Source organism: Rhizobium jaguaris (assembly GCF_003627755.1).
GTDB lineage: Bacteria > Pseudomonadota > Alphaproteobacteria > Rhizobiales > Rhizobiaceae > Rhizobium > Rhizobium jaguaris.
Window position 1 is genome coordinate 475,665 of the sequence record NZ_CP032694.1, and the last position, 24,469, is coordinate 500,133.

26 protein-coding genes are annotated in these 24,469 nt (G+C 60.5%); 9 read left to right on the forward strand and 17 right to left on the reverse strand.

What is annotated here, in order from left to right:
- Positions 1 to 89: 89 nt before the first annotated feature.
- Positions 90 to 992, reverse strand: coding sequence for a class I SAM-dependent methyltransferase (locus tag CCGE525_RS02320; RefSeq protein ID WP_162950111.1), 903 nt, complete (start codon positions 990 to 992; stop codon positions 90 to 92).
- A gap of 172 nt (positions 993 to 1,164) precedes the next feature.
- On the opposite strand from CCGE525_RS02320, the gene CCGE525_RS02325 reads away from it, so the two are divergent.
- The 5 genes from CCGE525_RS02325 to CCGE525_RS02345 all read left to right on the forward strand — a co-directional run bounded on the left by CCGE525_RS02325 (position 1,165) and on the right by CCGE525_RS02345 (position 4,572).
- Complete coding sequence (locus tag CCGE525_RS02325; protein ID WP_162950112.1) at positions 1,165 to 1,731, forward strand: TetR/AcrR family transcriptional regulator; 567 nt, start codon at positions 1,165 to 1,167, stop codon at positions 1,729 to 1,731.
- Positions 1,732 to 2,065: 334 nt separating this feature from the next.
- A complete protein-coding gene (locus CCGE525_RS39675) occupies positions 2,066 to 2,155 on the forward strand; it encodes a hypothetical protein (RefSeq protein ID WP_342637436.1) in 90 nt (29 codons plus the stop codon).
- 173 nt (positions 2,156 to 2,328) lie between these two features.
- On the forward strand, positions 2,329 to 3,261 hold the full coding sequence (locus CCGE525_RS02335; protein ID WP_120702870.1) for an alpha/beta hydrolase: 933 nt from the start codon (positions 2,329 to 2,331) through the stop codon (positions 3,259 to 3,261).
- Positions 3,262 to 3,307: 46 nt separating this feature from the next.
- A complete protein-coding gene (locus CCGE525_RS02340; protein ID WP_120706212.1) occupies positions 3,308 to 4,240 on the forward strand; it encodes an RNA polymerase sigma factor in 933 nt (310 codons plus the stop codon).
- Entirely contained in the window at positions 4,237 to 4,572 is a 336-nt protein-coding gene (locus tag CCGE525_RS02345; protein ID WP_245472077.1) for a CHAD domain-containing protein, read from the forward strand. The genes CCGE525_RS02340 and CCGE525_RS02345 overlap by 4 nt, the downstream gene beginning before the upstream one ends.
- Here the strand turns inward: CCGE525_RS02345 and guaA are convergent.
- The 4 genes from guaA to CCGE525_RS02365 all read right to left on the reverse strand — a co-directional run bounded on the left by guaA (position 4,527) and on the right by CCGE525_RS02365 (position 7,760).
- Positions 4,527 to 6,089 (reverse strand): glutamine-hydrolyzing GMP synthase, encoded by a 1,563-nt coding sequence (gene guaA, locus CCGE525_RS02350; protein WP_120702871.1) that lies wholly within the window; start codon positions 6,087 to 6,089, stop codon positions 4,527 to 4,529. The genes CCGE525_RS02345 and guaA overlap by 46 nt on opposite strands.
- A 103-nt stretch (positions 6,090 to 6,192) precedes the next feature.
- The gene (locus CCGE525_RS02355; protein WP_120702872.1) at positions 6,193 to 6,834 is read right to left on the reverse strand and encodes a 5'-methylthioadenosine/S-adenosylhomocysteine nucleosidase; all 642 of its coding nucleotides are present in this window, start codon (positions 6,832 to 6,834) and stop codon (positions 6,193 to 6,195) included.
- The gene (locus tag CCGE525_RS02360) at positions 6,831 to 7,280 is read right to left on the reverse strand and encodes a PaaI family thioesterase (protein ID WP_120702873.1); all 450 of its coding nucleotides are present in this window, start codon (positions 7,278 to 7,280) and stop codon (positions 6,831 to 6,833) included. The genes CCGE525_RS02355 and CCGE525_RS02360 overlap by 4 nt, the downstream gene beginning before the upstream one ends.
- Positions 7,281 to 7,376: 96 nt before the next feature.
- On the reverse strand, positions 7,377 to 7,760 hold the full coding sequence (locus tag CCGE525_RS02365; protein ID WP_120702874.1) for a nuclear transport factor 2 family protein: 384 nt from the start codon (positions 7,758 to 7,760) through the stop codon (positions 7,377 to 7,379).
- 120 nt (positions 7,761 to 7,880) lie between these two features.
- On the opposite strand from CCGE525_RS02365, the gene CCGE525_RS02370 reads away from it, so the two are divergent.
- Positions 7,881 to 8,957, forward strand: a complete 1,077-nt coding sequence (locus CCGE525_RS02370; protein WP_120702875.1) for a DUF2252 family protein — start codon at positions 7,881 to 7,883, stop codon at positions 8,955 to 8,957.
- 13 nt (positions 8,958 to 8,970) lie between these two features.
- Here the strand turns inward: CCGE525_RS02370 and CCGE525_RS02375 are convergent, their stop codons facing one another.
- Entirely contained in the window at positions 8,971 to 9,768 is a 798-nt protein-coding gene (locus CCGE525_RS02375; RefSeq protein ID WP_120702876.1) for an alpha/beta hydrolase, read from the reverse strand.
- 332 nt (positions 9,769 to 10,100) lie between these two features.
- Here CCGE525_RS02375 and CCGE525_RS02385 point away from each other — a divergent pair, with 332 nt between their 5' ends.
- Positions 10,101 to 10,781, forward strand: coding sequence for a GntR family transcriptional regulator (locus tag CCGE525_RS02385; RefSeq protein ID WP_120702878.1), 681 nt, complete (start codon positions 10,101 to 10,103; stop codon positions 10,779 to 10,781).
- 12 nt (positions 10,782 to 10,793) lie between these two features.
- Here CCGE525_RS02385 and CCGE525_RS02390 read toward each other — a convergent pair whose 3' ends face one another.
- The 4 genes from CCGE525_RS02390 to CCGE525_RS02405 are packed head-to-tail and all read right to left on the reverse strand — an operon-like array spanning position 10,794 to position 15,882.
- A complete protein-coding gene (locus tag CCGE525_RS02390; protein WP_120702879.1) occupies positions 10,794 to 11,879 on the reverse strand; it encodes a DUF1513 domain-containing protein in 1,086 nt (361 codons plus the stop codon).
- A gap of 4 nt (positions 11,880 to 11,883) precedes the next feature.
- A complete protein-coding gene (locus tag CCGE525_RS02395) occupies positions 11,884 to 12,993 on the reverse strand; it encodes an imelysin family protein (RefSeq protein ID WP_120702880.1) in 1,110 nt (369 codons plus the stop codon).
- Positions 12,993 to 14,549: a di-heme oxidoreductase family protein gene (locus CCGE525_RS02400; RefSeq protein ID WP_205587420.1), complete on the reverse strand. Its 1,557-nt coding sequence runs from the start codon at positions 14,547 to 14,549 to the stop codon at positions 12,993 to 12,995. Before CCGE525_RS02400 ends, CCGE525_RS02395 begins: the two co-directional genes overlap by 1 nt.
- Positions 14,550 to 14,595: 46 nt before the next feature.
- Entirely contained in the window at positions 14,596 to 15,882 is a 1,287-nt protein-coding gene (locus CCGE525_RS02405) for an imelysin family protein (protein ID WP_120702881.1), read from the reverse strand.
- Between the two features lie 214 nt (positions 15,883 to 16,096).
- On the opposite strand from CCGE525_RS02405, the gene CCGE525_RS02410 reads away from it, so the two are divergent.
- Positions 16,097 to 16,600 (forward strand): HPP family protein, encoded by a 504-nt coding sequence (locus tag CCGE525_RS02410; protein ID WP_120706214.1) that lies wholly within the window; start codon positions 16,097 to 16,099, stop codon positions 16,598 to 16,600.
- Positions 16,601 to 16,606: 6 nt separating this feature from the next.
- Here the strand turns inward: CCGE525_RS02410 and CCGE525_RS02415 are convergent, their stop codons facing one another.
- The 5 genes from CCGE525_RS02415 to CCGE525_RS02435 all read right to left on the reverse strand — a co-directional run bounded on the left by CCGE525_RS02415 (position 16,607) and on the right by CCGE525_RS02435 (position 21,613).
- Positions 16,607 to 17,896, reverse strand: coding sequence for an RsmB/NOP family class I SAM-dependent RNA methyltransferase (locus CCGE525_RS02415; RefSeq protein WP_120702882.1), 1,290 nt, complete (start codon positions 17,894 to 17,896; stop codon positions 16,607 to 16,609).
- A gap of 217 nt (positions 17,897 to 18,113) precedes the next feature.
- Positions 18,114 to 18,482: a septal ring lytic transglycosylase RlpA family protein gene (locus CCGE525_RS02420; RefSeq protein ID WP_120702883.1), complete on the reverse strand. Its 369-nt coding sequence runs from the start codon at positions 18,480 to 18,482 to the stop codon at positions 18,114 to 18,116.
- A 396-nt stretch (positions 18,483 to 18,878) separates the two neighbouring features.
- A complete protein-coding gene (locus tag CCGE525_RS02425; RefSeq protein WP_120702884.1) occupies positions 18,879 to 19,751 on the reverse strand; it encodes an SDR family oxidoreductase in 873 nt (290 codons plus the stop codon).
- Complete coding sequence (gene queG / locus CCGE525_RS02430; RefSeq protein ID WP_120702885.1) at positions 19,751 to 20,908, reverse strand: tRNA epoxyqueuosine(34) reductase QueG; 1,158 nt, start codon at positions 20,906 to 20,908, stop codon at positions 19,751 to 19,753. Before queG ends, CCGE525_RS02425 begins: the two co-directional genes overlap by 1 nt.
- Before the next feature lie 12 nt (positions 20,909 to 20,920).
- Positions 20,921 to 21,613 carry a glutathione S-transferase family protein gene (locus CCGE525_RS02435; protein WP_120702886.1) on the reverse strand — a complete coding sequence of 231 codons (693 nt, stop codon included), beginning with the start codon at positions 21,611 to 21,613 and terminating at the stop codon, positions 20,921 to 20,923.
- A 151-nt stretch (positions 21,614 to 21,764) separates the two neighbouring features.
- Between CCGE525_RS02435 and CCGE525_RS02440 the strand changes: the two genes are divergently transcribed.
- Positions 21,765 to 22,565 (forward strand): undecaprenyl-diphosphate phosphatase, encoded by an 801-nt coding sequence (locus CCGE525_RS02440; protein WP_120702887.1) that lies wholly within the window; start codon positions 21,765 to 21,767, stop codon positions 22,563 to 22,565.
- A gap of 518 nt (positions 22,566 to 23,083) precedes the next feature.
- Here CCGE525_RS02440 and CCGE525_RS02445 read toward each other — a convergent pair.
- A complete protein-coding gene (locus CCGE525_RS02445) occupies positions 23,084 to 24,064 on the reverse strand; it encodes a complex I NDUFA9 subunit family protein (protein WP_120702888.1) in 981 nt (326 codons plus the stop codon).
- Between the two features lie 111 nt (positions 24,065 to 24,175).
- Positions 24,176 to 24,463, reverse strand: coding sequence for a DUF1330 domain-containing protein (locus CCGE525_RS02450; protein WP_120702889.1), 288 nt, complete (start codon positions 24,461 to 24,463; stop codon positions 24,176 to 24,178).
- Positions 24,464 to 24,469 lie beyond the last annotated feature (6 nt).

Genomic DNA, 24,469 nt, shown 5'->3' on the forward strand with positions numbered 1-24,469 from the left:
CGAAAAGTGGCCGCGTCGGAAGCATTCTCTACGTCTCAGGTGCGCCGGTCACCCGATCGGTCCCGATCTGCGCCGCCGGGAAAATACCGTCACGCGCAACCATCTTTTTCATCCGACAAGACCAGCGGCTGCGCCCTTTCCGGTTTGGCACGGATGAAGTTCAGGTTCTTTGTTCCGACCGCGCCGGTGTCGCTGATCTCGAAACCGCTCTCCGTCAACACCTTGCCAACTGCTTGCATATCGACATGTCCGTGCCGATGGGCCTGCGGCCAGCGGGATTGCAGCGGCTTTCCGAAGTCGATCAGCAAGAGCCGGCCGCCGGGTTTCAGCACCCGTCGCGCCTCGCAGGCGAAGGCGGCTCGTACGGGCTTGGGCAGGTGGTGCAACATGAGTGTGCCCATCACGATGTCGAATTGCCCGTCGCCGAACGGAAGCTGCTGAGCGGTTCCGTTGACGAAAGTGACCTCGAGGCCCGCCCTGTCGGCCTTGCGCTGTGCCCGCTCGATCATCTCGGCCGATGCGTCGATGCCCGTGACACTTCCCTTCGCGCCAACCCGGCGCTTCGCGGCAATGGCAAGCGTCCCGGTCCCGCAAGCAACATCGAGCACAGTCTCTCCCGGATCGAGCGCTGCGAGACGAAGCATGAGCCCGCGGAACCGGCTCTCGCGGCCGAAGGTCAGAACGCGGGCGAGCAAATCGTAGCCCGCCGCCCCATGCAGAACGATGCCGCCGGCCTGATCGCCCACGCGCTGCATGCCGCCGCGAACAAGGCTTCTGTGACGAGCCTGGTCTTTGAAAAGGAACGCCACGATCGCCACCAGAACGATCCCGTGGAACACGGCCACCCCGATTCCAACCCCTTGATAGCCAGCGCCGAGTTGCACCAGGATTAGGACACCGACAATCAGGAACAACTTGGCGAGCAGCACGAATGCAACGGTGCTTTTGCGGGATGGCGGCTCCATGACGCCGTGACGACTAAATCCGAGCATGATTGGCGACCTCTTCGTTGATCCGGGCGTACCCGAGCATCGAGCTTCTGGACTTGGCGTATCATACTGGACATGATGTCTGGAAACGATGTTGCTAGACATCGGATGGGTGAGTGTCCGGAACTGCGCACTTTGGGCTGCTATGGCCATGAAAATCGAACGAGCGGACAAGATGAGCACGATAGACCGTCGCGTGATGCGGACGCGGGCGCTCTTGCAGAATGCGCTGATCGCGCTGATCCCGGAGCGCGGATATGCGGCGATCACGGTCGAGGATATCTGCGAGAAGGCAAATATCGGCAGATCGACCTTCTACACCCACTATGCCGGCAAGGATGAATTGCGGAGCGCCACCATTGACGCGCACCTGCGCTTTCCTCGCGATCGAAGCCCGTCAGTACATGCGGACAAGAGCCACTTCTTCGCGTTCAGTCTGCCGATGTTCGAGCATGCGATCGCTTTCCGGTCTCTTCATCATGTCCTGCTTGCGAGTGGTGACGACACGATTCACGACGAGCTGCGCGAGCGAATCCGGCGAGCCGTTCGGAGCGAACTCATCGCCAAACGGATCGGCGAAACCGAGGTGCCTGTCGAATTCGCCGTCCAATTCATTTCCGGCGCATTTCTCGCCGTGCTGGCCTGGTGGGTGGCAGCGGAGACAGACCTCTCACCGGTAGAGGTGAATGCCCTGTTCCAGAAGACGGCGGCCAATGGCCTCCGCGACATGACCGCGAAATAGTATCAGACCTGGATGCTTCGGAGCATCACTTCCGGAGCGTGTCCCCTCACTCCCACTCGATTGTTCAGAGTCATATCAAGCATTTGAATTCGTTGAAAATAATATTTTTCTATCCAAATACTACCGACTCAGAACCCGTCAAAAATCTACAGTCGTGATTTCGCTGAAGAATTTCGGCCAGCCTCCGCAAGCCATCTATCGACTACTATCGGCTCTCGGCACGTCATTCCAAGCCTGACATTCAAAGTGCGAACGCGCCTAAAAGTACCGTCAGCTCAGCGCTGTGATCGGTGTCCTGGCGCTCATCTGGGCCGATGTCATTGCACGCCTAATCATGGCCTCCGAGGACATGCCGATCGGCATCGTCACCGGTCTTGTCGGAGGCCTCGCATTCATCTTGATCACGAGAGACAATGACGGGTGAGGTCAACATGGAATCGCATCAAACCCTCCAACTTACTTGAGCTGTTGTTTGGCACTTAAAGGTAAGAATGCGGCAGTTCCGGCGGAAGTATAGGCGACGTATCTTTTCGGCACGATCGTTCGTCTTAGCTGTTGACGGGCAACATCGCCCTCCTGACGAATTGGAGCGTGACAATGAATAGTAAGCAGAGCTTGGCAAACAAGATACACTACGAAACGCTCGCGGAGGCTTGGCGCAGCGGTCGGGAATCACCGCAGGACGCCTCCGAGTGGTCTGTTTTGACGACAGAACCGGGCGGCGTCGATTACGTCGAGACGAACCTCGGCGACAAGACCGCGCTGTGGGTTCAGCCAAAACTGGCGGCCAAAGATCGGGTCATGCTTTACCTGCACGGCGGTGGCTATGTTGGCGGATCGATCTGGACCCATCGCAAGATGGTCGGACACCTTGCCAAGGCGATTGGCTGTTACGCTCTGCTCGCCACTTACGACTACGCGGTTCAGAGCAAGTTCCCTCGCCAGATCGAGCAGGTCGTGAACGCGTTCGAGTGGCTGGTTGAGCAGGGCATCGCGACGGATCATACAATTGGCGCAGGCGATTCTGCTGGCGCGGGCCTGATTGTTGCGGCGGCGATCAAACTCCGCGATGCGGGACGTCCGCTGCCAGCTGCGCTCCTCAGTATTTCCGGCTGGCATGATCTGTCGGCGAGTGGGGCCTCCTACGAAACTAACCGCGCGAAGGATGCCTTCTTCCAGAAGGCGTCGGTAGATATGCTGGCATCGCTGGTTCTCGGAGAGGCCGATGCCCGAAATCCATTCGCGAGCCCGATCTTCGCCGATCTCACGGGCCTGCCGCCGATCAATCTGCAAGTGGGCGGAGACGAAACGCTGCTCGACGACAGCCGGGTGCTCGCCGACCGCGCGAAGGCCGCCGGCGTCGAGGTGCGCCTAGACGTGTTTCCGGGGATGCTGCATTCGTTCCAGATGATGGCTGGTCGTGCGCCTGAAGCCGATGAGGCGATCGAGCGGTTTGCACAGTGGGTCCGGCCGAAGCTCGGCCTGACCGGAACCGCGTCAACCCGCGGTGAAAGTCAGGTAGTCGCATGACGGGCACCCATGTCCTTAATGATGCAAGATGTGGCAGGTGAAGAACATGACTGAGCGACCGACCGGCCTATTCGACGCGCGGTATCGAGCCTTCCTCCAGACGGTGTCAGACGTCCGAGCCCAACTGCATCGCTACTGCGCCCGCATGACCGGCTCACGGCTCGACGGTGAGGATCTCATGCAGGAGGTGCTATTCGAGGCCTACACGAAGATCGAGACCCTCGATGACGCCCGCAGGCTGAAACCCTGGCTATTTCGCATCGCTCACAATCGCTGCATAGATTTTCTGAGGCGCCGCGAAGCGCGCGAGCACGCGGAGAGCGCCTATTCGGACGACATCGGCGTCGTCACTGCGGAGCCGGCGACGACCGATGCACGTCGCGCCATCGAACGGCTGGTTGGCAGCCTGCCGCCCAAGGAGCGCGCCTGCGTCCTCCTAAAGGATGTATTCGACTATTCTCTGGAAGAGACCGCAGAACTCGTGGACTCGACGGTTGGCGGCGTTAAATCCGCGCTCTCCCGTGGACGGGCGAAGCTCGCCGACTTGCCCGCTGGACCTATCGGCGAACCGAGCCGTCCTCCGCTTGATCCCGACACCGCGCGACTCTTGCAGCGCTATGTTGACCTCTTCAACCGCCATGACTGGGATGGCGTGCGGGGCCTTACCAGCGCCGATGCTCGGTTGCGGGTCGCCGACTGCTTTGACGGCCTGCTCAGAAGCTCTCCCTATTTCTTCGAATACGAGCGAAATCCAGAAACGTGGACCATGGAGTTCGGGACGATCGACGGGGAGCCTGTCCTGCTCGTGCTCTTCCAGCGAGGCGTCAAGTGGCAGGTCGCGTGGCCGGTTCGTGTCCATGTTGCCGACGGTGTTATCGACCGCATCGAAGACTATTATGCCTGCCCGTGGGTCATTGGAGACAGCTCGGAGTCCGACTTAAAACTCATGACCGAGTCGGTCGTCTTGGGAGGAGGATGACGGAGTCGGCACGGAGGAAAGTCGTGGTGGTAGCGATAGTGGCCTCGAAGTCCTTGACGAAGCATGGTCACGCCCTGGCGGAGGTCGACGATGAGCACCGCCATCAAGTTCGCAAGGACGCCAAGAAACTTCGTTACGCCGTCGAGTTCTTCGCGTCGCTGTTTGACGACAAGCGTGGTGTGCGGAGACATACGCGTTTCATCTCCTCAATGGAGGAGCTTCAGGATAGCCCCCTATTTTTTCTAGGCTATTCTCCTCCAGAGCCCTCTACGGTATCCCACACCCCTCACTCCCACTCGATCGTACCAGGCGGCTTCGACGTGACGTCGTAGACCACGCGGTTGATGCCGCGGACTTCGTTGATGATCCTGGTCGCGGCGCGGCCGAGGAATTCCATGTCGTAGTGGTAGAAATCGGCGGTCATGCCGTCGACGGAGGTGACGGCGCGCAGTGCGCAGACGAATTCGTAGGTGCGGCCGTCGCCCATGACGCCGACGGTCTGGACCGGCAGCAGCACGGCGAAAGCCTGCCAGATGGCGTCGTAGAGGCCGGCCTTGCGGATTTCGTCGAGATAGATGGCATCAGCCTCGCGCAGGATCTCCAGCTTCTCGCGGGTGATGCCGCCGGGGCAGCGGATTGCAAGGCCAGGGCCGGGGAAGGGGTGGCGGCCGATGAAGCTGTCGGGCAGGCCGAGCTCCTTGCCGAGCGCGCGCACTTCGTCCTTGAAGAGCTCGCGCAGCGGCTCCACGAGCTGCATCTTCATGCGCTCCGGCAGGCCGCCGACATTGTGGTGCGACTTGATGGTGACCGAAGGGCCGCCGGTGAAGGAAACGCTCTCGATGACATCGGGATACAGCGTGCCCTGGCCGAGGAAATCGGCGCCGCCAAGCTTCTTGGCTTCCTCTTCGAAGGTCTCGATGAAGAGGCGGCCGATGATCTTACGCTTGGTCTCCGGGTCGCTCACGCCCTCCAGCTCGCCGATGAAACGGTCGGAGGCATCGACGTGCAAGAGGTGCAAATTGTAGTGCTCGCGGAACATCGCGACGACGTTTGCGGCCTCGTCCTTGCGCATCAGGCCGTGGTCGACAAGGATGCAGGTGAGCTGGTCGCCGACCGCCTCGCGGATCAGGAGTGCCGCGACGGAGGAATCGACGCCGCCCGACAGTGCGCAGATAACACGCTTGTCGCCGACCTGTTCGCGGATCGCCTGCACCGCCTTGGCGCGATAGGCCGACATCGACCAGTCGCCCTTGAGGCCCGCAATATTGTGGATGAAGTTGCTGATCAGCTTGGCGCCGTCGGGCGTATGCACGACTTCCGGATGGAACTGCACGCCGTAATATTTGCGCTTCTCGTCGGCAATGAAGGCAAAGGGCGCATTCGAAGAGGTGGCGACGACCTCGAAGCCTTCCGGCAGCGCCGTGACCCGATCGCCATGGCTCATCCAAACCTGATGGCGGGAGCCGGAAGACCAGAGACCTTCGAACAAGGCGCAATCGGTGTTGACGTCGAGAAAGGCGCGGCCGAATTCGCGGTGATGGCCGCTCTCCACCTTGCCGCCGAGCTGCATGCACATGGTCTGCTGGCCGTAGCAGATGCCGAAGACCGGCAGGCCGCTGTCGAAGATGATCTGCGGCGCTCTGGGCGAGCCTTCATCCACGGTCGAGGCCGGGCTGCCGGACAGGATCACCGCCCTCGGCTGCAGCCGCTTGAAAGCGGCTTCGGCGGATTGGAAGGGGGCGATCTCGCAGTAGACGCCCGCTTCGCGCACGCGCCGTGCGATGAGCTGCGTCACTTGGCTGCCAAAATCGACGATGAGAACGGTATCGGGATGTGCTGTCTGGGTCATGGCGAGCCTTTAAAGAAAAGCGCTTTCCCTGGCAATCGGGCAAATCGGGCCAGAGCCGATTTTATTGTCCCGATTGTCCTCAATTCTCGCGGTTTCCTGTCCGTTAGAACCAGAATACGCCGTCTTCCAGCGCCGTAAACAGCCCGTCGACGGCATAGGAGAGCTTGCGGTCGATGACGTGCAGATACTCCGTCCATCCGGAAATATGCTGCAGCTCGACTGCGCCGTCCGAAATGCCGCGTAAGCCAATCAGCGGTCTGTCGTAGATCTGGCAGACGCGCAGCACGGAAAATGTTTCCATGTCCACCATCTCGGCGGCGATCCGGCCATAGGCATCCGGGCCGGAGATGACATTGCCGCCGGTCGAAAGGCTGGCTTCCTCGATGCCGGGGATGCGCAGCGGCAGTTCGATCGTGGCGGGCAGGTCGAGGAAGGGCGTGCGGCCCTTTTCGAAGCCGAGCGGCGAGGCGTCCATGTCGCGATAGGAAACCGAGGTGACCTGATAGACCTCCGTCTGTTCCAGCTTGGAGGATCCGGCCGACCCCAGCGAAACCACCATATCGGGCAGATCGTTCTGCGCTTCGAGCTGACCGAGCGCTCGCGTCATGGCGATGGCCGCCTCGACCGGGCCGACGCCGGTCATCAGCGGATCGATGCGGGAGCGCAAGAAGGGCCCGTATTCCGCCTCCGCCGCCATGGCGAACAGGATCGATTTTCCCGACACACGTTTCAGTTCGAATTTCATCCGGTAATTCCCTCTCGGCCTCTGATGACCATCATCGTCCCAGTCATGGAGGCAATCAGCTTGGCAGGTCCGTCGCTGATGGCATAGGCCCGTCCATCGGCGACGATGATGGTGGTGCCGGGTTTGGTGATTTCACCGCGAAAGAGAAAGCGCTCCCCCCGTCCTGGCGACATCAGATTGACCTTGAATTCGATGGTGAGGATCGAAGCCGAAGGATCGATGACGCTATAGGCGGCAAAACCGCAGGCCGAATCCAGCGCCGCCGCGATGATACCGGCATGCAGGATACCATGCTGCTGCGTCAGCTTCACGTCGAACGGCATCTCGATCTCGACCATGCCATGCTCAACGCGCGTGAGCTCCGCGCCGATCGTCGCCATCGCCGCCTGACGCCCGAAACTCGTTCGAATACGCGCCCGAAAGTCGCCGCTGTTTTCCACTGTCATCCTGTTCCCTTTCGCGGGTGCGAAATTGGCATGGAGAGGCTATTTGGACAAGGGCGATCCAGTGGAAATCGGCATCGCCGCAGCCGCGTTCGATGGCTATTTTTCCGCAGGCGAATTCAGCCGCGGTAACCCCATCTTGAACCAGGCTTTGGCAATCTTGCCATTCTCGATCTCATAGATGCAGATCACATCCACTTCACCGCGCCCCTCGGGAAAGTTGCGAGTCACCACTTCCTGATCGACGACCATGTTTCCAACCGCCATTCTCGAGATCAGCTCACCGAAGAGATCCGGTTCGCGGAAGCGTGTGATATGGCGCTCCCGGATTTCCGAAACACCCTTTGCGAGCAAGGTGGAGGGGAATTGATAATACTCGCAATCATCCGACCACCATTGCATGAAGGTATCGATATCCCGCGCGTTATAGGCGTCCAGTTGCATGCGCACGGGATGGGTTGGGTCGGAGTGCTGTGACGTCATGGTGTTTACAAAGCCCGGATTAGCGGCGAAATGAGGTGCTGTTCTTACAACTGATATCGAATTTCCCCAATGACGGGCTCATGCTATTCGAAACCAGTGCATGTACGCGGAGTAGCATCGATGACGGCGATTGTGCAATCGACCAAGGCCTATGAAATCTGGATGCGGGCGCAACTCGGCGCCGATATTGTGGAGAGCGATCTCGACAAGAAGTACAAGAAGATGAAGAGCGGCGGCTTCGTCTTCCTGCGGGCCACCTATTGGCGCTGGGCCGAGACGATTTTCGACATCTGCCCCGATCTTGCGAGTGCTCCGCAAGTGCTGGCGATCGGCGACACGCATCTGGAGAATTTCGGAACCTGGCGCGACGAGGAGGGGCGGTTGATCTGGGGCGCCAACGATTTCGACGATGCGGCCGTCATGCCTTATGCGCTTGACCTTGTGCGCTTGGCGACGAGTGCGATACTGGCGCGAGGCGCCGCCGCCCTGCCGCCGCGCGCCATCGCCGAGGCGATCCTCACCGGCTATCGCCGCGGGTTGAAAGCGCCCGCGCCGGTCATTCTGGAGCGTGATTACAAATGGCTGCGCAACGACGTGCTCCTCTCGAATGGCGAACGCAAAGCCTTCTGGGACAAGTACCGCGATCTGCCGCTCCCCGCCAAATCTGTGCCCACACACTATCTTGACGCATTGCGGCGGTCGCTGCCGGATCAGGGGCTTGACTTCGTCGCCAAGCCGCGAACGGCCGGCACCGGCAGTTTGGGCCGGCCGCGCTTCGTCACCGACGTCGAGTGGCGTGGCGGGCCGGTCATCCGCGAGGTCAAGGCGCTCCTCCGGTCCGCATGGTCACTGAGGCACAATCCGTCCGATACGACGATCCACACGGTCGTCATTGCCTCAGGCCGTGCCCGCTCTCCCGATCCGCATTACCAGTTGACCGGCAACCTGTTGGTTCGCCGTCTGTCGCCGAACAGCCGCAAGATCGAAGTCGAGGGCGATGCGCAAATCCTGCTGTCGCCGGCGATGCTCGATCTGATGGGCTTCGAGATCGCCAATTGCCACGCCGACGACGCGTTGCGCATTCCTGAAATTCTGGCGGACCTCGGCAAGCGGGAGGTCGACTGGCTGAGGAACTCCGCCAAGGCGGCAGCGGCTGCGATCACCACGGAACAAGCAGAATTTGCCAGGAAGGGCTAGGCCGGAAAACCGGTCAATGCCCTGCGGCTTCCAGGATCAGACGGGCGATCGTATCGGGATGCGAGATCAATGAGAGATGGCTGGCCTTCACCTCGATGGTCTTGGCGCCCATGCGCTTGGCCATGAAGCGTTCCAGGTCCGGATTGATCGTCCTGTCTTCGGTGGAGACCGCATACCAGCTCGGCTTGCTGCGCCAGGCGGCCTGGGTGGTCTTGCCGCTCAGCAATGCCTTTTGAAAGGGTTCCTGCACGGCATAAAGCACCTCTGCCTTGGCCTTTGGCAGGTCGCCGGCGAAATCCCGTAGGAAAGCTTCTTCAGTCAAGCGCCCTTCATCGCCGTCGAAGACGATGCCTGCCGATGCTGGAGGCGTCGGATATGTCTGAGCGAGCGCCGTATAATCTTCGCCGGCATCCGGTGCGCGGGCTGCGACATAGACCAGCGAAGAAACCTTCGGATGCACACCGGCTTCCGTCACGATCATGCCGGAGAAGGAATGGCCGACGAGGACTGTCGGGCCGTCCTGGCGATCGAGAACGCGCTGCGCCGACGCGACCGCTTCGGGAAGCGTTGTCAACGGATTCTGCACGGCCGTGCACTTCAGCCCCTTGGCCTGCAGCCGTGCGATCACCTCCGTCCAGCAGGAGCCGTCTGCGAAGAGCCCATGTGCAAGGACGACGTTGCGAGCTTTTAATGGCGCCGAGGCAGCCGCGCCGGAGGCCGGCTCGCTGGCGGCCATGCTGCGCGTGGAAATCAGGGAGGCGGCGGCGCCGGCAATAAGCGCGGTCGAGAAATTCCGTCTGGTCATCATCATCATCGTGATCCTTATGGAGTTGAGAGATAAATGGGCAGCAGGAGGCTGTCCGCGCCGGATGTCGGAGCGGTGAGCTTCTTCAAGGTTCGGTATTTCTGGGAGCGGCATTTGCCCAATACACCGATCGAATGCGCTCCGTCTTGCATTCCGGCTGGGTATCGAAACTGCTTTTTGTATGCAAAAGTAGGCTTGTTGAATATTCTTGTATTCTTAATGGCGCTTTTAGTCAATAACTGGATGCGTAACAGTTCCGTGATGGGAAATATGTATGCAAAGATGATGCGAAGAGGTATCTTTGCATACAAGCCGGAATGGATATCGGAGGCCTAGGAATGACAGGTGAATTGGATGACGCGGCTGAAGATCGCGAATTGTTGTTCGATCGTATCCGCAACGCGCTGGAGAACGAGATCGCGACCGGTAAGCTGGAGGCGGGCGCCGCACTGGACGAGCAGCAGCTCGCCGATCGCTTCGGCGCCTCGCGAACCCCGGTTCGCGAGGCATTAAGGCAACTGGCGGCGAACGGTCTGGTCGAAGTGCGGGCGCGGCGCGGGGTCGTCGTCGCCCGTATGACGCCCGAGCGCATCATGGACATGTTCGAGACGGCAGCCGAAATCGAAGCGATGTGTGTGAGGCTCGCCACCTATCGCATGACGCCCGTGGAGCGTAGCCGCCTGATCGAGTTGCACGATGCATCCGAAGCTATCGTGAAAAGGGGCGATTTCGACGGCTATGACGCGTTCAATCGCGCGTTCCACGAGGCGATCTATCACGCGACCCACAACAGCTTTCTCGCCGAACAGGCGATCGCGATACGCAATCGTCTGATGGCCTTCCGCCGCACGCAATTACAGCAGGAGCAGCGGCTGGATCGATCCCGGGCGGAGCATGAAGCCATCATGCAGGCAATCGCAGAGGGTGACGGGGAAATGGCGTCGCGCCGCATGCGGGCGCATATGCTGAATGCCGCGACGGCGTTGCGGCGCTTCATTGAAGCCAACAAGCTCGCTTAGCCCGCGTCCGGATCAGCCGCGGGCGACGCGAACGATGTGCTGATCCCAGGCGACATCGCTGTGCTCGCTGAGGAAATCGCCGTCATAGGAGGAAACGGCAAAGCCATGCCGCGCCGGCGCGATGCCCGCCGCATCCGGCACGCTTTCGACCTTCAGCACGGCCCCGGTCTTTGCATCCAGCGTCACCGACGTGCCTTCGACCGGTGATGTCACGCCGACAAGGTTGTCGGTGCGGTTGACGGCGATGGCGCCGACGTAATTTCCGAGGGCACGCGTGGTATCGTCGGGCAGGGGGACGAAGGTCAAGTCCTCGCCCCTGGAGAAATGGCCGACGAGCGGCGGCAGGTCGTTGCGATGACCTTCATATTGGCAGGCGAACCAGATACGGCCTTGGGAATCGATATCGACATGGCGCGTGGAGACTTGGGCGTATTGCGGCGGCAAGGCGTGCTTTTCGACTAGCCTGCCACTTGCCGCGTCAATCAGGGTCAGGGATGGTTCCATATGGTCGAGATTGAGCTTGGTGCGGCCGAAATCCGGATGGGTTTCGATGCCACCATTGGCGACGATCAGCAGCTTCCCGTCGTCGGAAACGGTCATGTCATGCGGGCCGGTGCCATAGGTTTCGTATTCGCCGATGCGCACAAAGTGATTGCGGGCGTCGTAGATGCCGATCATGCCCCTGTTGTTGTCGAAGTCGTTCTCGCTGGCGTAAAGCAGCTTTCCGTCCGGTGAAAACGTGCCATGGCCGTAGAAATGCCGGCCCTCGCGCGAGGTGACGACGATCGGCTCTGCCTTGTTCCAGGGATCGAAGATCATCGCATAGGTGCCGGGGCGGCGGGCGAAGGCGACGGTCTTGTCGGTCGCTTTCGAAAAGGCCATGCCGTGGGCGCGGGCGGGCAGTGCCATCTGATCGAGGATCTCTCCGCGCTCTGTGACGGTCGCCACCGCAAAGGAGCCGTCAGGTGTGCGGATGCCGGAGGCGTAGACCGCATCGGCCCGCTCCAGCGCCATCAGCGCACCCGGCTTCAAGGCGGCCAGAAAGGTCAGTCCCGCCGCCTTGACGAAGGCCCTGCGATCGATCAGCCCGCTCCGCATGCCATCAATCTCCGTCAGCGAAGGAGAAGCCGGCGGAAAGGCCGATCGCGCCGCCGTAATTATCACTGAATGCGGTGGTGAGGTCGCGGCTGACATTCAGCAGTCTGTCGATCTTGGCGCGCTCGGCATCATTGCCGAGCGCCGCTTCGATATCGGGATTGATCGTCGGCGCAGTCAGCGTCAGTTCCTTCAGCAGGCCGTCGATCTTGTCGGCAAAGTTGCGCTTGTCGGCCGGCAGAAGGTCGGCCATGCCGGCTTTTTCCCAGAGCGTTTTCAGTCCCTCGATATTGCCGGACAGCGAGGCCCAGGTGTCGCCGGAACGCCAATAGATCGCCATTTTCGGCCGCGCCGCCGCAGCGTCGCCCTTGTAGAAGGTCTCGAGTCGCTGATCCCTGACATTCCCCGCGCCATGCACGAGAACGCCGAGCAGCGCTGTCACCGCTTCCTTGTTGTCCATGAAGTCGTCGCTGGTTTTGCCGGGGTTCTTCCAGGACTTCTGCACACCGTTCGGATCGTCCCATTCGTCGGCGATGTCCTTGGCCGTGTTTTCGATATTGCCGGCGACAGCCGCGCCATAGCGGCAGCGGAATCCCTCCTTTTCGGTGCTGAGAACACTGGAGCCGTTGCCGTAAAGCACATATTCCAGCGCCGTCAGGCTCATCGAGGCCACGCTCTTGCCGGCGACCGCCTCGACCGTGGTGTCCTGCTCGTCGCCCTTGGCGATCAGCGCCTGCACCTGTCGAAGGCCGACGCCCTTGCGGTCGGGATAGAACAGGATGTGTTCGAAGCGGTTCTTTTCGATGATCGGTCCAGTCTGCACGATCTCGATGCGCGACCAGCTCTTGACCGTGTCACCGAAGGCGGACTGCGCGTTGGCGAGGCTTGCGGCGGAGGGATCGGCGCAGAGCGCTTTCATCGCCGTGGTCAGCTTTGAGGCACTCTCATGCATGGCGCGATAACCGGGGCGGATGACCTCGTCGACAGCCTTCTGCAACACCGCCGGCACGGCTGCCTCGTTGAGCCCGGCGCCATTGGCCGTTGCATCCTGGGCGCTGGCGGGCAATGCCGCGAGGCTGAGGAAAAGGCTGGCCGCGAAAGGTTTCCAATGGCGCATCAGAGGGACTCCAGAAAATTGATGAGGGCTTGCCTGTCGCCCTGCGGCAGGTTTGCGAATGTATTGCGGGCCTTTTCCGCCTCTCCTCCGTGCCAGAGGATGGCTTCGGTGAGAGTGCGGGCGCGGCCGTCATGCAGGTAGGCTTGCTGGCCGCTCACCGTTTGCGTCAGGCCTATACCCCAGAGCGGCGGCGTGCGCCAATCGCGGCCGGATGCCACACCGACCTGTTGGCCATCCGACAGCCCGTCGCCCATGTCATGCAGCAGGAAATCGGAATAGGGCCAAATAAGTTGGAAAGCCTGCGCCGTCGCCTTGCCGTCGCTGCCCTTGAGATCGTCGCGAGTGACGAATTTCGGCGTATGACAGGCAGCGCAGCCGGATTGATAGAAGATTTCCTTGCCGTGCACCACATCGGGAAAGCTCGCCTTGCGGCGCGCGGGCACGGCGAGGTTCTCGGAATAGAAGGTGACGAGATCGAGGATCGGCCCCGGTGCCTCCGTGTCGCCGAGACGCTTCTGCACGCCGGTCGGCATGGCGAGGCAACGTGCCTCTTTGACCGTGCAGTCGCCATAGGCGTTCGGCTGGTCGGGCGTGGAGATGCCGATATCGTTGAGGAAGGCGTCGGCGACCTGATCGCGCACGCTGGCATTCTGCGCCTTCCAGCCGAAGCGACCGAGCGCAAGCTGGCCGGTGCGATGATCACGGACCATCGCGGCGCGGCCGCGAATACCGTCGGCGTCCGTATCATCGGGATCGGCATGAGCGAGGATATCGGCATCGGGAATGGCCTCGATCAGGCCGAGGCCGATCATTGGCGGCGCGATGCGCGGCGAAAGCGTGGTCGTTTGCTCAAACGGCCCGTAGGCGAGATCGGTCACACCATAGTGCGGCTTGCGCAGCGTCACGGTCTCGCCGGCAAGCGGCACCGCTTCCTCGCTATAGCGGACCGTCACCTTGCCTTCGGCAGCAAGGCCTGGCACGGCGAGATCTTGCAACTGTACGCCATAGGTGGAGTCCGGAAAATTCAACGCGTGAAAATCCCTGACCGCCCGCTCCTCTTCCGGCGTGACGGGGGGCCGCGCCAAGCGCAACACCATCGAGGTCGCTGCCGCTCCGGCAGTCTCGGGCGGATGGCCGCGGCCGTCGCGGATATGGCAGCTCTGGCAGGAGCGGGCGTTGAACAGCGGGCCGAGCCCATCGGACGCCTGTGTGGATGAAGGCGCCGAGACCCAAAGCTTGCGAAAAAGGGCGTTGCCGAGATGAAAATCCTGTCCTTGCTCTTGATTCAGATTGGCGGAGGGCTGGGAGAAGATGTCGCGAGTGATGGGATCGATCGAAGTAGCAGCACCGCCCTGCATTGCCTCGTAAGGCTCGGCTTTGGAAAAATCCGCAGTGGGACGAGTGACGTCCCGAACTCTCTTCAGGGTGTCGGCGGAAAGATCGGTGCGGACGGTCGGGAAATTCAGCGCATCGGCTGCCGCCAGCGTTACGGCAAAAACCACAAAGCCCCCTGCGAGGGCTGGCAAGATTGCGCGGCTAACCGGAATGCTGATCATCTGGATCAGGGCGGCGGTATCGTCGGATGCCGCCGCCCTCCTTTTGTTATTTCTTGAAGACGGCGTTAGGATTATCGAGGCTGTCCGAGCCCTCAAGCTTGATTGTGCCGAGATCAAGGGCCGCGATGACGCGCTGGATGCTCTTCGTCTGGTCGAGCAGGCCGTCGATTGCCTTCTGGACGGTGGCGTTGCCTTCCTTGTTGCCCTCGCCGATCATCTGATCGTATTTCTCGACGGTCTCGCCGCGATGCACCAGCGCCTTCATGGCTGCAAGCGTGGTATCGAGCTTGCCCTCCATTTCCTTGTCGAGCGCCGGATCCTTGGCCTTGACCAGATCGTGCAGCGACGGGCCCTTCATCTTCGTGCCGTCGGCGCGCGTATAGCTGCCGGTATAGGCCGCAGCGATGCCGACGGCGTCGCCATTGTGCTCGTTATAAGTATTGTCAGAGAAGCAATCCTGCTCTTCTTCCGGATCGTGCAGCAGCAGGCCGAGCTTCATGCGCTCGCCGGCGAGTTCGCCGTAGGAGAGCGAGCCCATGCCGGTCAGGATGGCGGCGAGGCCGGCTTTGGGATCGGCTTCGATATGCTTGGTGGCTTCGCCTTCCGGCGCCCACTTGTCAGCCATGTCCTTGAGGTCGGCAACGAGCAGGGTCGAGGCCGATTTCAGATATTCGGCGCGGCGGTCGCAATTGCCGTGCGTGCAGTTCTTCAGGTCGTAATCTGTGGCGGGACGTGCGCCGGCGCCCGGGCCGGTGCCGTGCAGGTCCTGGCCCCAGAGCAAGAATTCGATGGCATGGTAGCCGGTCGCGACATTGGCGTCGACGCCGCCGGCCTGGTGCAGCGTGCCGGAGAGGAATTCCGGGGTCAGATGCGAAGCGTCGACATCCTTGCCGTTGATCTTGATCGTCTTGTTGGCGATGACATTCGCGACATAAAGCGAATTCTCGTCGCTCTCAGTGCCGTAGGAGGCGTCCACGTAATCGATCAGGCCTTCGTCCAGCGGCCAGGAATTCACCCTGCCTTCCCAGTCGTCGACAATCGGATTGCCGAAGCGATAGACTTCCGTCTGCGCATAGGGAACACGCGCCTTGATCCATGCGGCCTGGGCAGCCTTCAGCGTCTTGTCGCTGGGATCGGCAAGCAATGCGTCGATCGCCTTGTCCAGTGCCTGCGCCGTGGTCAGCGCATCCTGATACTTGGCATGGCCCACTTCGGCGTAGTGCTTGATGATGGCGGCCGGCTCGGGCACGGCTGCAAGCGCCGGAAGGGTGGACATGGCGGTCGAGGCGACGGCCAGCGCCAGGGCGGCGCCAAAATTGACTTTCAGTTTCATGATCCTCTCCTGTGACAGCGGGCGCCGTCCGAAACTTGGTAATTTGTGTCATGTATTAAAAACAAACTGGTGTCAAACACTCTAGTTTGGAATGATTTTAAGGCAGGAAATTATCTGGTCCGGCGTCAGCAATGGAATGGATTTGCTTGAAAAAGCGGCAGATGCAGGCCAAAAAGCGGGCACATTGATTTCAATTGAGTCTTCAAGAACTTCCATGCGTCGCCATTTCAAGCATTTCATTCATCGCCATGAACCGAAAAGCCATTGGCACGGACATCTGAAGTCCGGAGCTGGTGCCGTTACGGGCCTGGTTGCCGTCGGCGCTTTGACGATCGCAACCGGCATTCCGCTGCTGATAGCACCCTTCGGCGCAACGGCTGTGCTGATTTTCGGCCAGCCCAAGAGCCCTCTGGCACAGCCCGCCAATGTGCTCGGCGGCTATCTGCTGGCAGCACTGGTCGGCAGTCTCGCCATGGCGCTGCTTCCGGGGCTGTGGTGGGCGGCAGCCATCGCCGTCGGCCTCGCCATCGCCGGCATGCTGATGCTGAGGGTGACGCATCCGCCCGCGGGCGCCGTGCCCTTGGTGGCCCTCGGCTCGCATCTGTCGGCTTTAACACTCTTTATGGTGGTCGGTTTCGGCGGCCTGCTGCTGATCGCCATCGCCGTGTTGCATCATCTCATTCCGCCGAAGCAGCAATATCCGCTGCGGGCGGAGTGAGCCTTCCTACCCCTTCCGCTGCAGTCGGCAGAAGAAGAAGCCGTCGGTATCGGTCGAAGCCGGCGTCAGCGTGATGGTCTTGCCGTCAGAAGAGTGCGGCTTCGGCGCGTCGCTGCCGAATAAATTCTCCCAGGAACTCAGCGCCTCGACCACTTCGAAGTCGGGATTGTTGGCCGCGAAGCGGTTGACCTGCATTTCATTTTCTTTCGGCAGGACCGAGCAGGTGACATAGAGCAGCATGCCACCGGGGCGGACGAATTCGCCAGCCTGCGCCAGCGCCTCTTGCTGCTGGCTGGTGCGCTCGTCGAGGTTCTTCTGTGTCAGTCGCCATTTTGTATCGGGGCGGCGGCGCCAGGTGCCCGTGCCGGTGCAGGGGGCGTCCACCAGTACCTTGTCGAATTTGGCGCGCAGCGGGAGCAGACCGCTCCTTTCGTCGTGAACCTGAACATTGCGGGTGCCAGCGCGCTTCAACCGCTCAATGATCGGCGCCAACCGCCGGCGATCGGAATCATAGGCATGGACTTGGCCCTTGTTGTGCATCGCCGCCGACATGGCGAGCGTCTTGCCGCCGCCGCCGGCGCAATAGTCGAGTACCTGGTCGCCCTCTTCGGGCAGAACGAGATCGGCAACGATCTGCGACCCCTCGTCCTGTATTTCGAACCAACCCTTCTGGAAGGAAAGTTCGGCGGTGACATTCGGCAGGCGCGATGCCCCTTCGCCGGCGGGGATGCGGATACCGTAACGGGCAATCTTCGAGGCATGGGCTCCCGCGCGTTCCAGCGCCTTCACCGCCTTGTCGCGGCTGGCTTTCAGCACGTTGGCGCGCAGATCGAGCGTCGGCCGTTCGGCCAATGCCCGCGCCTCGGCCAGCCAGCCGTCGCCGAATGCCTGCTGGAAGGAATGCTCGACCCATTCCGGAATATCGCCCTGGATATGGAGAGGCGCGTCCTCGATCCTGCGGGAGGCAAAGGCTGCCAGCGCTTCGGCGCTTGGCGGCTCGGGCGCGAATTTGTCGCCGTCGAGTTCGGCGGCCAGCGCCTCCGGGCTCAGGCCCCATTGGCGAAAGAGCACGGCATGGGCAAGCGCGGAGGGGCTGTCGTCGCCCATCAGCCAGGCATGCGACAGTCGCATGCGCAGAGCGTCATAGACGATGTTACCTATTGCGGCGCGATCGCCGGAGCCGGCGAAGCGATGGGCCAGTCCCCAATCCTTGAGGGCGTCGGCCACCGGTCGCTTGCGCGCTTCGATATCGGCAAGAACTTCGATCGCACCCTGCAGCCGGCCGCCCAGACGCATTCACTATTCTCCTGCTTGCGCACGGCTCCGAAATCACATGGGATTGCCGGAAAAAGCACATGCGCCCACCAAAGTGTCACTGACACCTCATCAATCCGCACGAAATAAGCACGTGGCGGCAGATTATTGAGACGTCTCAACCGCGTGGTAGCCGCGATTGACGGAGAGAGCAAGCGTCACGCCAAAACGCCGGGATCGTTCCCGACGAATCTGTTGGTCACTTTGAGGCGACGACCTCGTAACAAACGTTCGCCGTGCCGGAGGCAACCATGCCGATATCCTGTGCTGCAGCTCGAGAGAGATCCAGCACGCGCCCTCGAATGAAGGGCCCGCGATCGTTGACGCGAACGACGACGCTGCGGCCGTTATGTTTGTTGGTTACCCTCAGACGCGTGCCGAAGGCAAGTGAGCGGTGGGCGGCAGTAAAGGTACCCGAGCTCATACGTTCCCCGGAAGCAGTCTTGGAATGTCCCCCGTACCATGATGCACCCCCGCATCCCGTTGCTGCAAATGCATCCGTGGAAAGGGTAGCAAAAGCGGCGGATATAGTTGCGATGATTGCAATAGAACGATTGATTTTCTTCAAACCGATTTTCCCTCAAACAATTGAACTTGCGCCTTGTGAGCGGCGGGGGGCTTAAATCGGGCGAAAAATGGCAAAAAGGTGCCTGGTATTATCACGGAGTGTTACATCCTGTAACATTCGTGATTTGAAGCGAATTATATTACCAATAGCTAAAATTAAGGCTTGGTGGAAAAAACCCAATGAAATCAGCTAAAAACCGAACGAATTTTCCCAAACTCTGATTGCAACGCAATAGATCACGAAATTTGAAAAAATAATTTTCCGACTTCGCCTTATTTGCTGCCGCATTTGTGCAATTTCAGAGACCATTAACCATAAATATGGAGAAAATTGAACTAGCCAAAATGGGTTAGTAGGAATTTTCGTGCGATTCCTTAGGGCCGTTCTTGCTTTCGCTTAGCCCCGCCAGCGCCCCGAGGACCACAGTTCGGCGAGGGACATGCGGTATTCCGGATAGCGGAATGGAAAGCCGAGCGCGCGCAGTTTTGCGTTCGAAACACGCTTGTTCTCACCATAGAACGAACGCGCCATGGGCGTCAGCTCCGCCGTTTCGAAGGGCTGTTCCGGCGGCGGCTCGACTCCCATCAAGCGGGCTGCTTCGACGATGACGTCCTGTGGCGGAGCGGGCTCGTTGTCGGTGATATTATATATGCCACCCAGGCGGCGATCGGAGAGGAACTTGGCGCAGGCACCGATATCTTCAACGCGGATGCGGTTGAACACCTGGTTCGCCTTGATCAGCCGCCGCGCAGTGCCCTTTTCCAGATTGCAGAAGGCATTGCGGCCGGGACCGTAGATGCCGGCAAGTCTGAGTACGGAAACCGGGATGCCAAGCCTGATACCGACGCGATGCCAGCCGTCCTCCGCTTCGACCCGTTCGACGGAACGGTCGGCGACCGGATGTAAGGGTGTTTCCTCGTTGATCCATGCGCCTCTGTGGTCGCCGTAAACGCCGACGGTGGAAAGATAGCAAATCCATTCGAGCTTCGGCATGAATGCGCGGATATTCAGATGTGCCAGCCGCAGCAGTGGATCACCTACCTTGCCGGGCGCGATAGACTGGATGAGATGCGTTGCGGATGTCATCGCCTCGCTGAGCGCCGGATAGAGCGTCTCGCCGTCGAAGACGAAAGCCTCGATGCCCTCCTTGGCGAGGAGATCGGTCTTGTCTGCCGAACGGGTCGTGCCGGTGATCCGAATACCGGGGCCGGCGAAAGCCTTGGCGATGGCCGTTCCGGAATAGCCGCAGCCGAAAATCATCACATGCATCACGCAACTCCTGCCATCGTCCATTCCGCGCGGACATCCGCGTCCGGCTCGTCACCTCTTTCTGCAGCAAAACTGCGGAACTCGCCAGCCGTCATCAACCGCGACAATGCCCAGACGGCCATGCCACGCACCGCAGGCGAGGGATCGCCCGCCAGAGTACGGCATGTCGCGATCAACCCGCGCTCCCCAGAATTGCCGGCGGCGATCAGCACATTGCGAACGAAACGATCGCGGCCGATGCGCTTGACCGGCGAGCCGCTGAAGAAAGTACGAAAGGCGGCATCGTCAAGTGTCAGCAGAAAGCTGATCGATGGCTCCTTGAGGTCGTTGCGGGCGGCCAACTTCATCTCGGATGCAGCGCTGGCGAATTTGTTCCAGGGGCAGGCGGCGAGACAGTCATCGCAGCCATAGATTCGATTGCCGATCAGCGGGCGGAGCCACGGATCGATGGGTCCCTTATGCTCGATGGTGAGATAGGAGATGCAGCGGCGAGCATCGAGTTGGTACGGCGCCGGGAAAGCGGCCGTCGGGCAGGCGTCGAGGCAGGCGCGGCAAGACCCGCAGCGGTCGATCTCGGCTTCATCCGGATCAAGATCGGCTGTCGTAAACATCGAGCCGAGAAACAGCCAGGAGCCATGCGTGCGACTGACGAGATTTGTGTGTTTGCCTTGCCAGCCCAGCCCCGCTGCGGCGGCCAGCGGCTTTTCCATGACAGGTGCCGTGTCGACAAAGACCTTGACGTCTTCCTGCGACCGCGCGGCAAAGCGAGTGGCGATCTCCTTCAGCCGGCCCTTGATGACGTCGTGGTAGTCGCGATTTCGGGCATAAACGGAAATGGCACCTTTATCGGGCTTCTCCAGAATGCCGCGCGGGTCTTCCTCGGGGCCGTAGTTGAGACCGAAGACGGCGATGGAACGCACATCGTTCCAGAGCACATGTGGATTGCCCCGGCGTTCGCGCGTCTCTTCCATCCACGCCATGGTGCCGTGGAAGCCTCGCTCAAGGAATTGATCGAGCCTGATCCCTGCTTCGGGAATAGCGTCCGGCCGTGTGATCCGGCAGAGATCGAAACCCTGCGCCCTCGCTTCGTCGCGAAGAAAAGCGGTCAGCGTGTGCCGTCGTTTGCCTTCTTTTTCTGCTGCACGGTTTTCGGGCATATCGAGCCCTCGTCAGAAATCCAGATCGGCATAGTGCGATACAGGCGTGATGCCGCGCACGCGTTCCGCCAGGATTGGCCGGAAAGACGGGCGTGACTTCAGCCGTTGATACCACTCCTTCGCAACAGGCGATTCCATCCAGTCGATCTCGCCGAGATAATCGAGAACGGAAATCGAGGCGGCGGCAGCAAGATCCGCATAGCTCAGCCGGTCGCCGGCGAGCCATTGGCGGGAGCCTGCGAGCCATGAGAGATACTTCATGTGCTGGCGGATATTGCCCCGGGCCATGCGCATCACCTTGGAGTCAGGGGCACCGCCGCCCTGATCCGCCGTCATTTGCAATTTATACACCCGTTCGCGCACCAAAGGCCGCGTCACGTCCTGCTCCATCTTCTGCATGAACCATTCCGTCAGCCGGCGGATCTCGGCGCGCTGGAAGGGGTCTTCGGCCAGAAGCCGGCGGTCTCGCTTGAGGACGCCATGTGTCTCGTCCAGATATTCGGAAATGACGGTCGCGCCGCAGAGCGCCCGCATGCTGTCGTCGACGTAGACTGGCAGGGTGCCGGCCGGATTGAGCGCCAAAAAGTCACGTCGCTTTTCCCATGTCTGTTCCTCGATCAGCTCCGTCTGATAACCGTATTCGGTCAGGATCAGACGGACGAACCGTGAGGGAGATGACATGGAATGATGATACAGCGTCGGCATTGATACTCAGGCTTTTGCGATTGATGCTTATGGAAGTCTCGGGTCCAGCTTTTTGCGGCCCTGTCATACGTCATCGGTTGAAGCTATAGGAGTTTGGCCTAGCTAATACAAGCGAATCGGACCACCCCCGCCGTCTGACAAAGGACACAATATGGCTGAACAAATTATTATCGCTCTCTTTTTAGGCCTCGTGGAAGGCCTCACGGAGTTCATTCCCGTATCCTCCACGGGTCACTTGATATTGATCGGACATTTCCTCGGTTTTGATGAAGCTGCCACTTTCGACGTTCTGATCCAGCTCGGCGCAATCCTCGCCATCTTGCTTGTCTATTTCAACCGCCTCGTTCAAATCGCAAAGGCGCTGCCGGTCAGCGTCAAGGCCCGCCACTTCGTATTGGCAGTCCTTTTCGGCTTCTTGCCGGCTGCCGTCATCGGAGCGATCGCACATGATTTCATCAAGACGGTGCTGTTCGATTCGCCGAAGGTTGTCTGCATCTCGCTGATTCTCGGCGGCATCGTCCTGCTCGTCATCGACAAAATCCCGTTCAAGCCCAAATATACCAGTGCCTACGAATTTTCCTGGCCAATGGCGATCAAGATCGGCTTCTTCCAGTGTCTGGCAATGATCCCCGGCACGTCGCGTTCCGGCTCGACCATCGTCGGCGCCCTGCTTCTCGGTGCCGACAAGCGTTCAGCGGCCGAATTTTCCTTCTTCCTTGCCATGCCGACCATGGCTGGCGCCTTTGCGCTTGATTTGTGGAAAAGCCGTCATGACCTCAACATGGACCAGGGCCTGCTGATCGTTATCGGCTTCGTCACCGCTTTCATATCGGCGCTGTTCGTGGTCCGGGCGCTGCTCGACTTCGTCTCGCGTCGTGGCTACGCCCCCTTCGCCTGGTGGCGCATCGTCATCGGCGTTCTCGGCCTGATCGGGCTTTACACGATCGGCTGAAGCGGATGCTCTAAAGTCGCAATCTTGGGGAAAACGAAGGCCGGTGAAAACCGGCCTTTTTCATGCTTTATCAGTTTGAAGATGAAGGCTCGATGGAGCCTGTGGTGCAGGGGTCGACGCCATACGTCGGCGTGCATTCGCCCTTGACCGAGGCGATGCTGCCGCGGGCAACGAAAGAGCCAGCGAGTATCACCAGTGCCGCGCACGCAAACAAAAGCGCGATAGACTTGCCCATCGAAAAATGCCTTTCCGCAGAAGTGAAGCGCGCCACAAATTGGCCCTGTGCCGGACCCGGCGACGCGCGGTTGTGTTAGTCAGTGAAGTGACTAATAGCAATAAATGTTCATGTTAAATTTGACGTTAATGCTACTATTTTCAGAGTGCGTCTTTTCGGCAACGCTAAGCTGTGGACCAAGGTGGGAAGGAGCCGCTTGGAGAGCCGGAAGCGCGGCTTGAGGAAATGAAAACGCCGCCTGGACGGAACCTGACGGCGCTTCAATTTTCGAATCGGCGATGTGTCAGGCGGCCTTGCCGGAACCCGTGAACTGGCCTTGCGGGCGATAGCGCACCAGATAGGACGGCAGTACCGAGATGAGCAGGGTCGGCAACACGCCGATGCCCTTCAGCGTGCGGCCTTCCGCCTCCGCTTCCTTGGAAACGACATTGTCGCTCTTCAGCAGGCGAACCTGGTCAGGCGTGATCGGCGGGGTGACGAGCGGTATGGCCGAAGCGATGCCGCCGATGAAGGAAGCAAGGCCGAACGGCAGCGAAACCAGCGACTTCTTCCGGTTGATGACGGAAAGCGTCGTTTCGAGACATTGGCGGAAAGAAAGCACCTCCGGACCGCCGAGCTCGTAGGTCGTGCCGGCCTTCAGCTTACCGTCGACGCTTCGGGCGACTGCCTCGGCGACATCCTCGACATAAACCGGCTGGAACTTTGTCTGGCCGCCGCCGATCAGCGGCAGGAAAGGCGCAGTGCGCGCCATATCGGCGAACTTGTTGAAGAAACCGTCTTCCGGACCGAAGACGATCGACGGGCGCAGGATCACGGCATCCGGCTTGATCGACAGGATCGCGGCTTCGGCGCGGGCCTTGGTGCGGGCGTAGGTTGAAGGCGAATTGGCGTTGGCACCGATGGCGGAAATATGCGTCAGCGAAGCGCCAACGCCGCGTGCGGCTTCCGCGATGGCCTTGGCGCCGAATTCCTGCACGGCATCGAATGTATTACGGCCGCTTTCGGTGAGAATGCCGACGCAATTGACGACATGCTGCGCACCTTCGACGGCGCGATCGATGGAGTTGCGGTAGCGCAGGTTCGCCTGGACGGTCGAGATCTGGCCGAGATTCCCCTGCGGCTGCAGAAAACCGGCGAGATCGGGACGGCGTACGGCGACACGGATGCGGTAGCCGCGCTTGGCGAGAACGCGGACGACATGCCGCCCGATGAAGCCCGATCCCCCGAACACGGTGACGAGCGGCGGAAGGTTGGACAGGGTCATGGCAGTTTCCTCGAAAGGCTTAGATAGGGCTGATCTGGTTTCGTCTTAACCGATCCGGAGGCCGAGGTGAAGTGCCATCGCGCCGCATGTTCTGGCTGCTTTTTAAAAGCCTTAGGCGCCTTCTACGACGACCATTTCGGCATCCGCCACTTCCTGACGGATTTTAGCAGCAATCTGGTATTCTGGCGAATTATAGCAATCGACGGCATGCTGCAGCGACGGGAATTCGATGACGACGTTGCGGCCGCGCGCCTGGCCTTCCAGCGGCGTGAAAGCGCCGCCGCGGGCGAGGAAAATCGCGCCGTATCTCTCGAATGCCGGCTTGGCGGCGGCAACATAATCCTTGTAACGCTCGGGATCACGAACATCCACGCGTGCGATCCAGTATCCCTTTGCCATGTCCGG

Excerpts from the sequence above, each read along its gene's own strand:
- CCGE525_RS02320 (WP_162950111.1), bottom strand. The coding sequence starts at position 992 with ATGCTCGGATTTAGTCGTCACGGCGTCATGGAGCCGCCATCCCGCAAA.
- CCGE525_RS02325 (WP_162950112.1), top strand. The coding sequence starts at position 1,165 with ATGAGCACGATAGACCGTCGCGTGATGCGGACGCGGGCGCTCTTGCAG.
- CCGE525_RS39675 (WP_342637436.1), top strand. The coding sequence starts at position 2,066 with ATGGCCTCCGAGGACATGCCGATCGGCATCGTCACCGGTCTTGTCGGA.
- CCGE525_RS02335 (WP_120702870.1), top strand. The coding sequence starts at position 2,329 with ATGAATAGTAAGCAGAGCTTGGCAAACAAGATACACTACGAAACGCTC.
- CCGE525_RS02340 (WP_120706212.1), top strand. The coding sequence starts at position 3,308 with ATGACTGAGCGACCGACCGGCCTATTCGACGCGCGGTATCGAGCCTTC.
- CCGE525_RS02345 (WP_245472077.1), top strand. The coding sequence starts at position 4,237 with ATGACGGAGTCGGCACGGAGGAAAGTCGTGGTGGTAGCGATAGTGGCC.
- guaA (WP_120702871.1), bottom strand. The coding sequence starts at position 6,089 with ATGACCCAGACAGCACATCCCGATACCGTTCTCATCGTCGATTTTGGC.
- CCGE525_RS02355 (WP_120702872.1), bottom strand. The coding sequence starts at position 6,834 with ATGAAATTCGAACTGAAACGTGTGTCGGGAAAATCGATCCTGTTCGCC.
- CCGE525_RS02360 (WP_120702873.1), bottom strand. The coding sequence starts at position 7,280 with ATGACAGTGGAAAACAGCGGCGACTTTCGGGCGCGTATTCGAACGAGT.
- CCGE525_RS02365 (WP_120702874.1), bottom strand. The coding sequence starts at position 7,760 with ATGACGTCACAGCACTCCGACCCAACCCATCCCGTGCGCATGCAACTG.
- CCGE525_RS02370 (WP_120702875.1), top strand. The coding sequence starts at position 7,881 with ATGACGGCGATTGTGCAATCGACCAAGGCCTATGAAATCTGGATGCGG.
- CCGE525_RS02375 (WP_120702876.1), bottom strand. The coding sequence starts at position 9,768 with ATGATGATGACCAGACGGAATTTCTCGACCGCGCTTATTGCCGGCGCC.
- CCGE525_RS02385 (WP_120702878.1), top strand. The coding sequence starts at position 10,101 with ATGACAGGTGAATTGGATGACGCGGCTGAAGATCGCGAATTGTTGTTC.
- CCGE525_RS02390 (WP_120702879.1), bottom strand. The coding sequence starts at position 11,879 with ATGCGGAGCGGGCTGATCGATCGCAGGGCCTTCGTCAAGGCGGCGGGA.
- CCGE525_RS02395 (WP_120702880.1), bottom strand. The coding sequence starts at position 12,993 with ATGCGCCATTGGAAACCTTTCGCGGCCAGCCTTTTCCTCAGCCTCGCG.
- CCGE525_RS02400 (WP_205587420.1), bottom strand. The coding sequence starts at position 14,549 with ATGATCAGCATTCCGGTTAGCCGCGCAATCTTGCCAGCCCTCGCAGGG.
- CCGE525_RS02405 (WP_120702881.1), bottom strand. The coding sequence starts at position 15,882 with ATGAAACTGAAAGTCAATTTTGGCGCCGCCCTGGCGCTGGCCGTCGCC.
- CCGE525_RS02410 (WP_120706214.1), top strand. The coding sequence starts at position 16,097 with ATGCGTCGCCATTTCAAGCATTTCATTCATCGCCATGAACCGAAAAGC.
- CCGE525_RS02415 (WP_120702882.1), bottom strand. The coding sequence starts at position 17,896 with ATGCGTCTGGGCGGCCGGCTGCAGGGTGCGATCGAAGTTCTTGCCGAT.
- CCGE525_RS02425 (WP_120702884.1), bottom strand. The coding sequence starts at position 19,751 with ATGCATGTGATGATTTTCGGCTGCGGCTATTCCGGAACGGCCATCGCC.
- queG (WP_120702885.1), bottom strand. The coding sequence starts at position 20,908 with ATGCCCGAAAACCGTGCAGCAGAAAAAGAAGGCAAACGACGGCACACG.
- CCGE525_RS02435 (WP_120702886.1), bottom strand. The coding sequence starts at position 21,613 with ATGCCGACGCTGTATCATCATTCCATGTCATCTCCCTCACGGTTCGTC.
- CCGE525_RS02440 (WP_120702887.1), top strand. The coding sequence starts at position 21,765 with ATGGCTGAACAAATTATTATCGCTCTCTTTTTAGGCCTCGTGGAAGGC.
- CCGE525_RS02445 (WP_120702888.1), bottom strand. The coding sequence starts at position 24,064 with ATGACCCTGTCCAACCTTCCGCCGCTCGTCACCGTGTTCGGGGGATCG.
- CCGE525_RS02450 (WP_120702889.1), bottom strand. The coding sequence starts at position 24,463 with ATGGCAAAGGGATACTGGATCGCACGCGTGGATGTTCGTGATCCCGAG.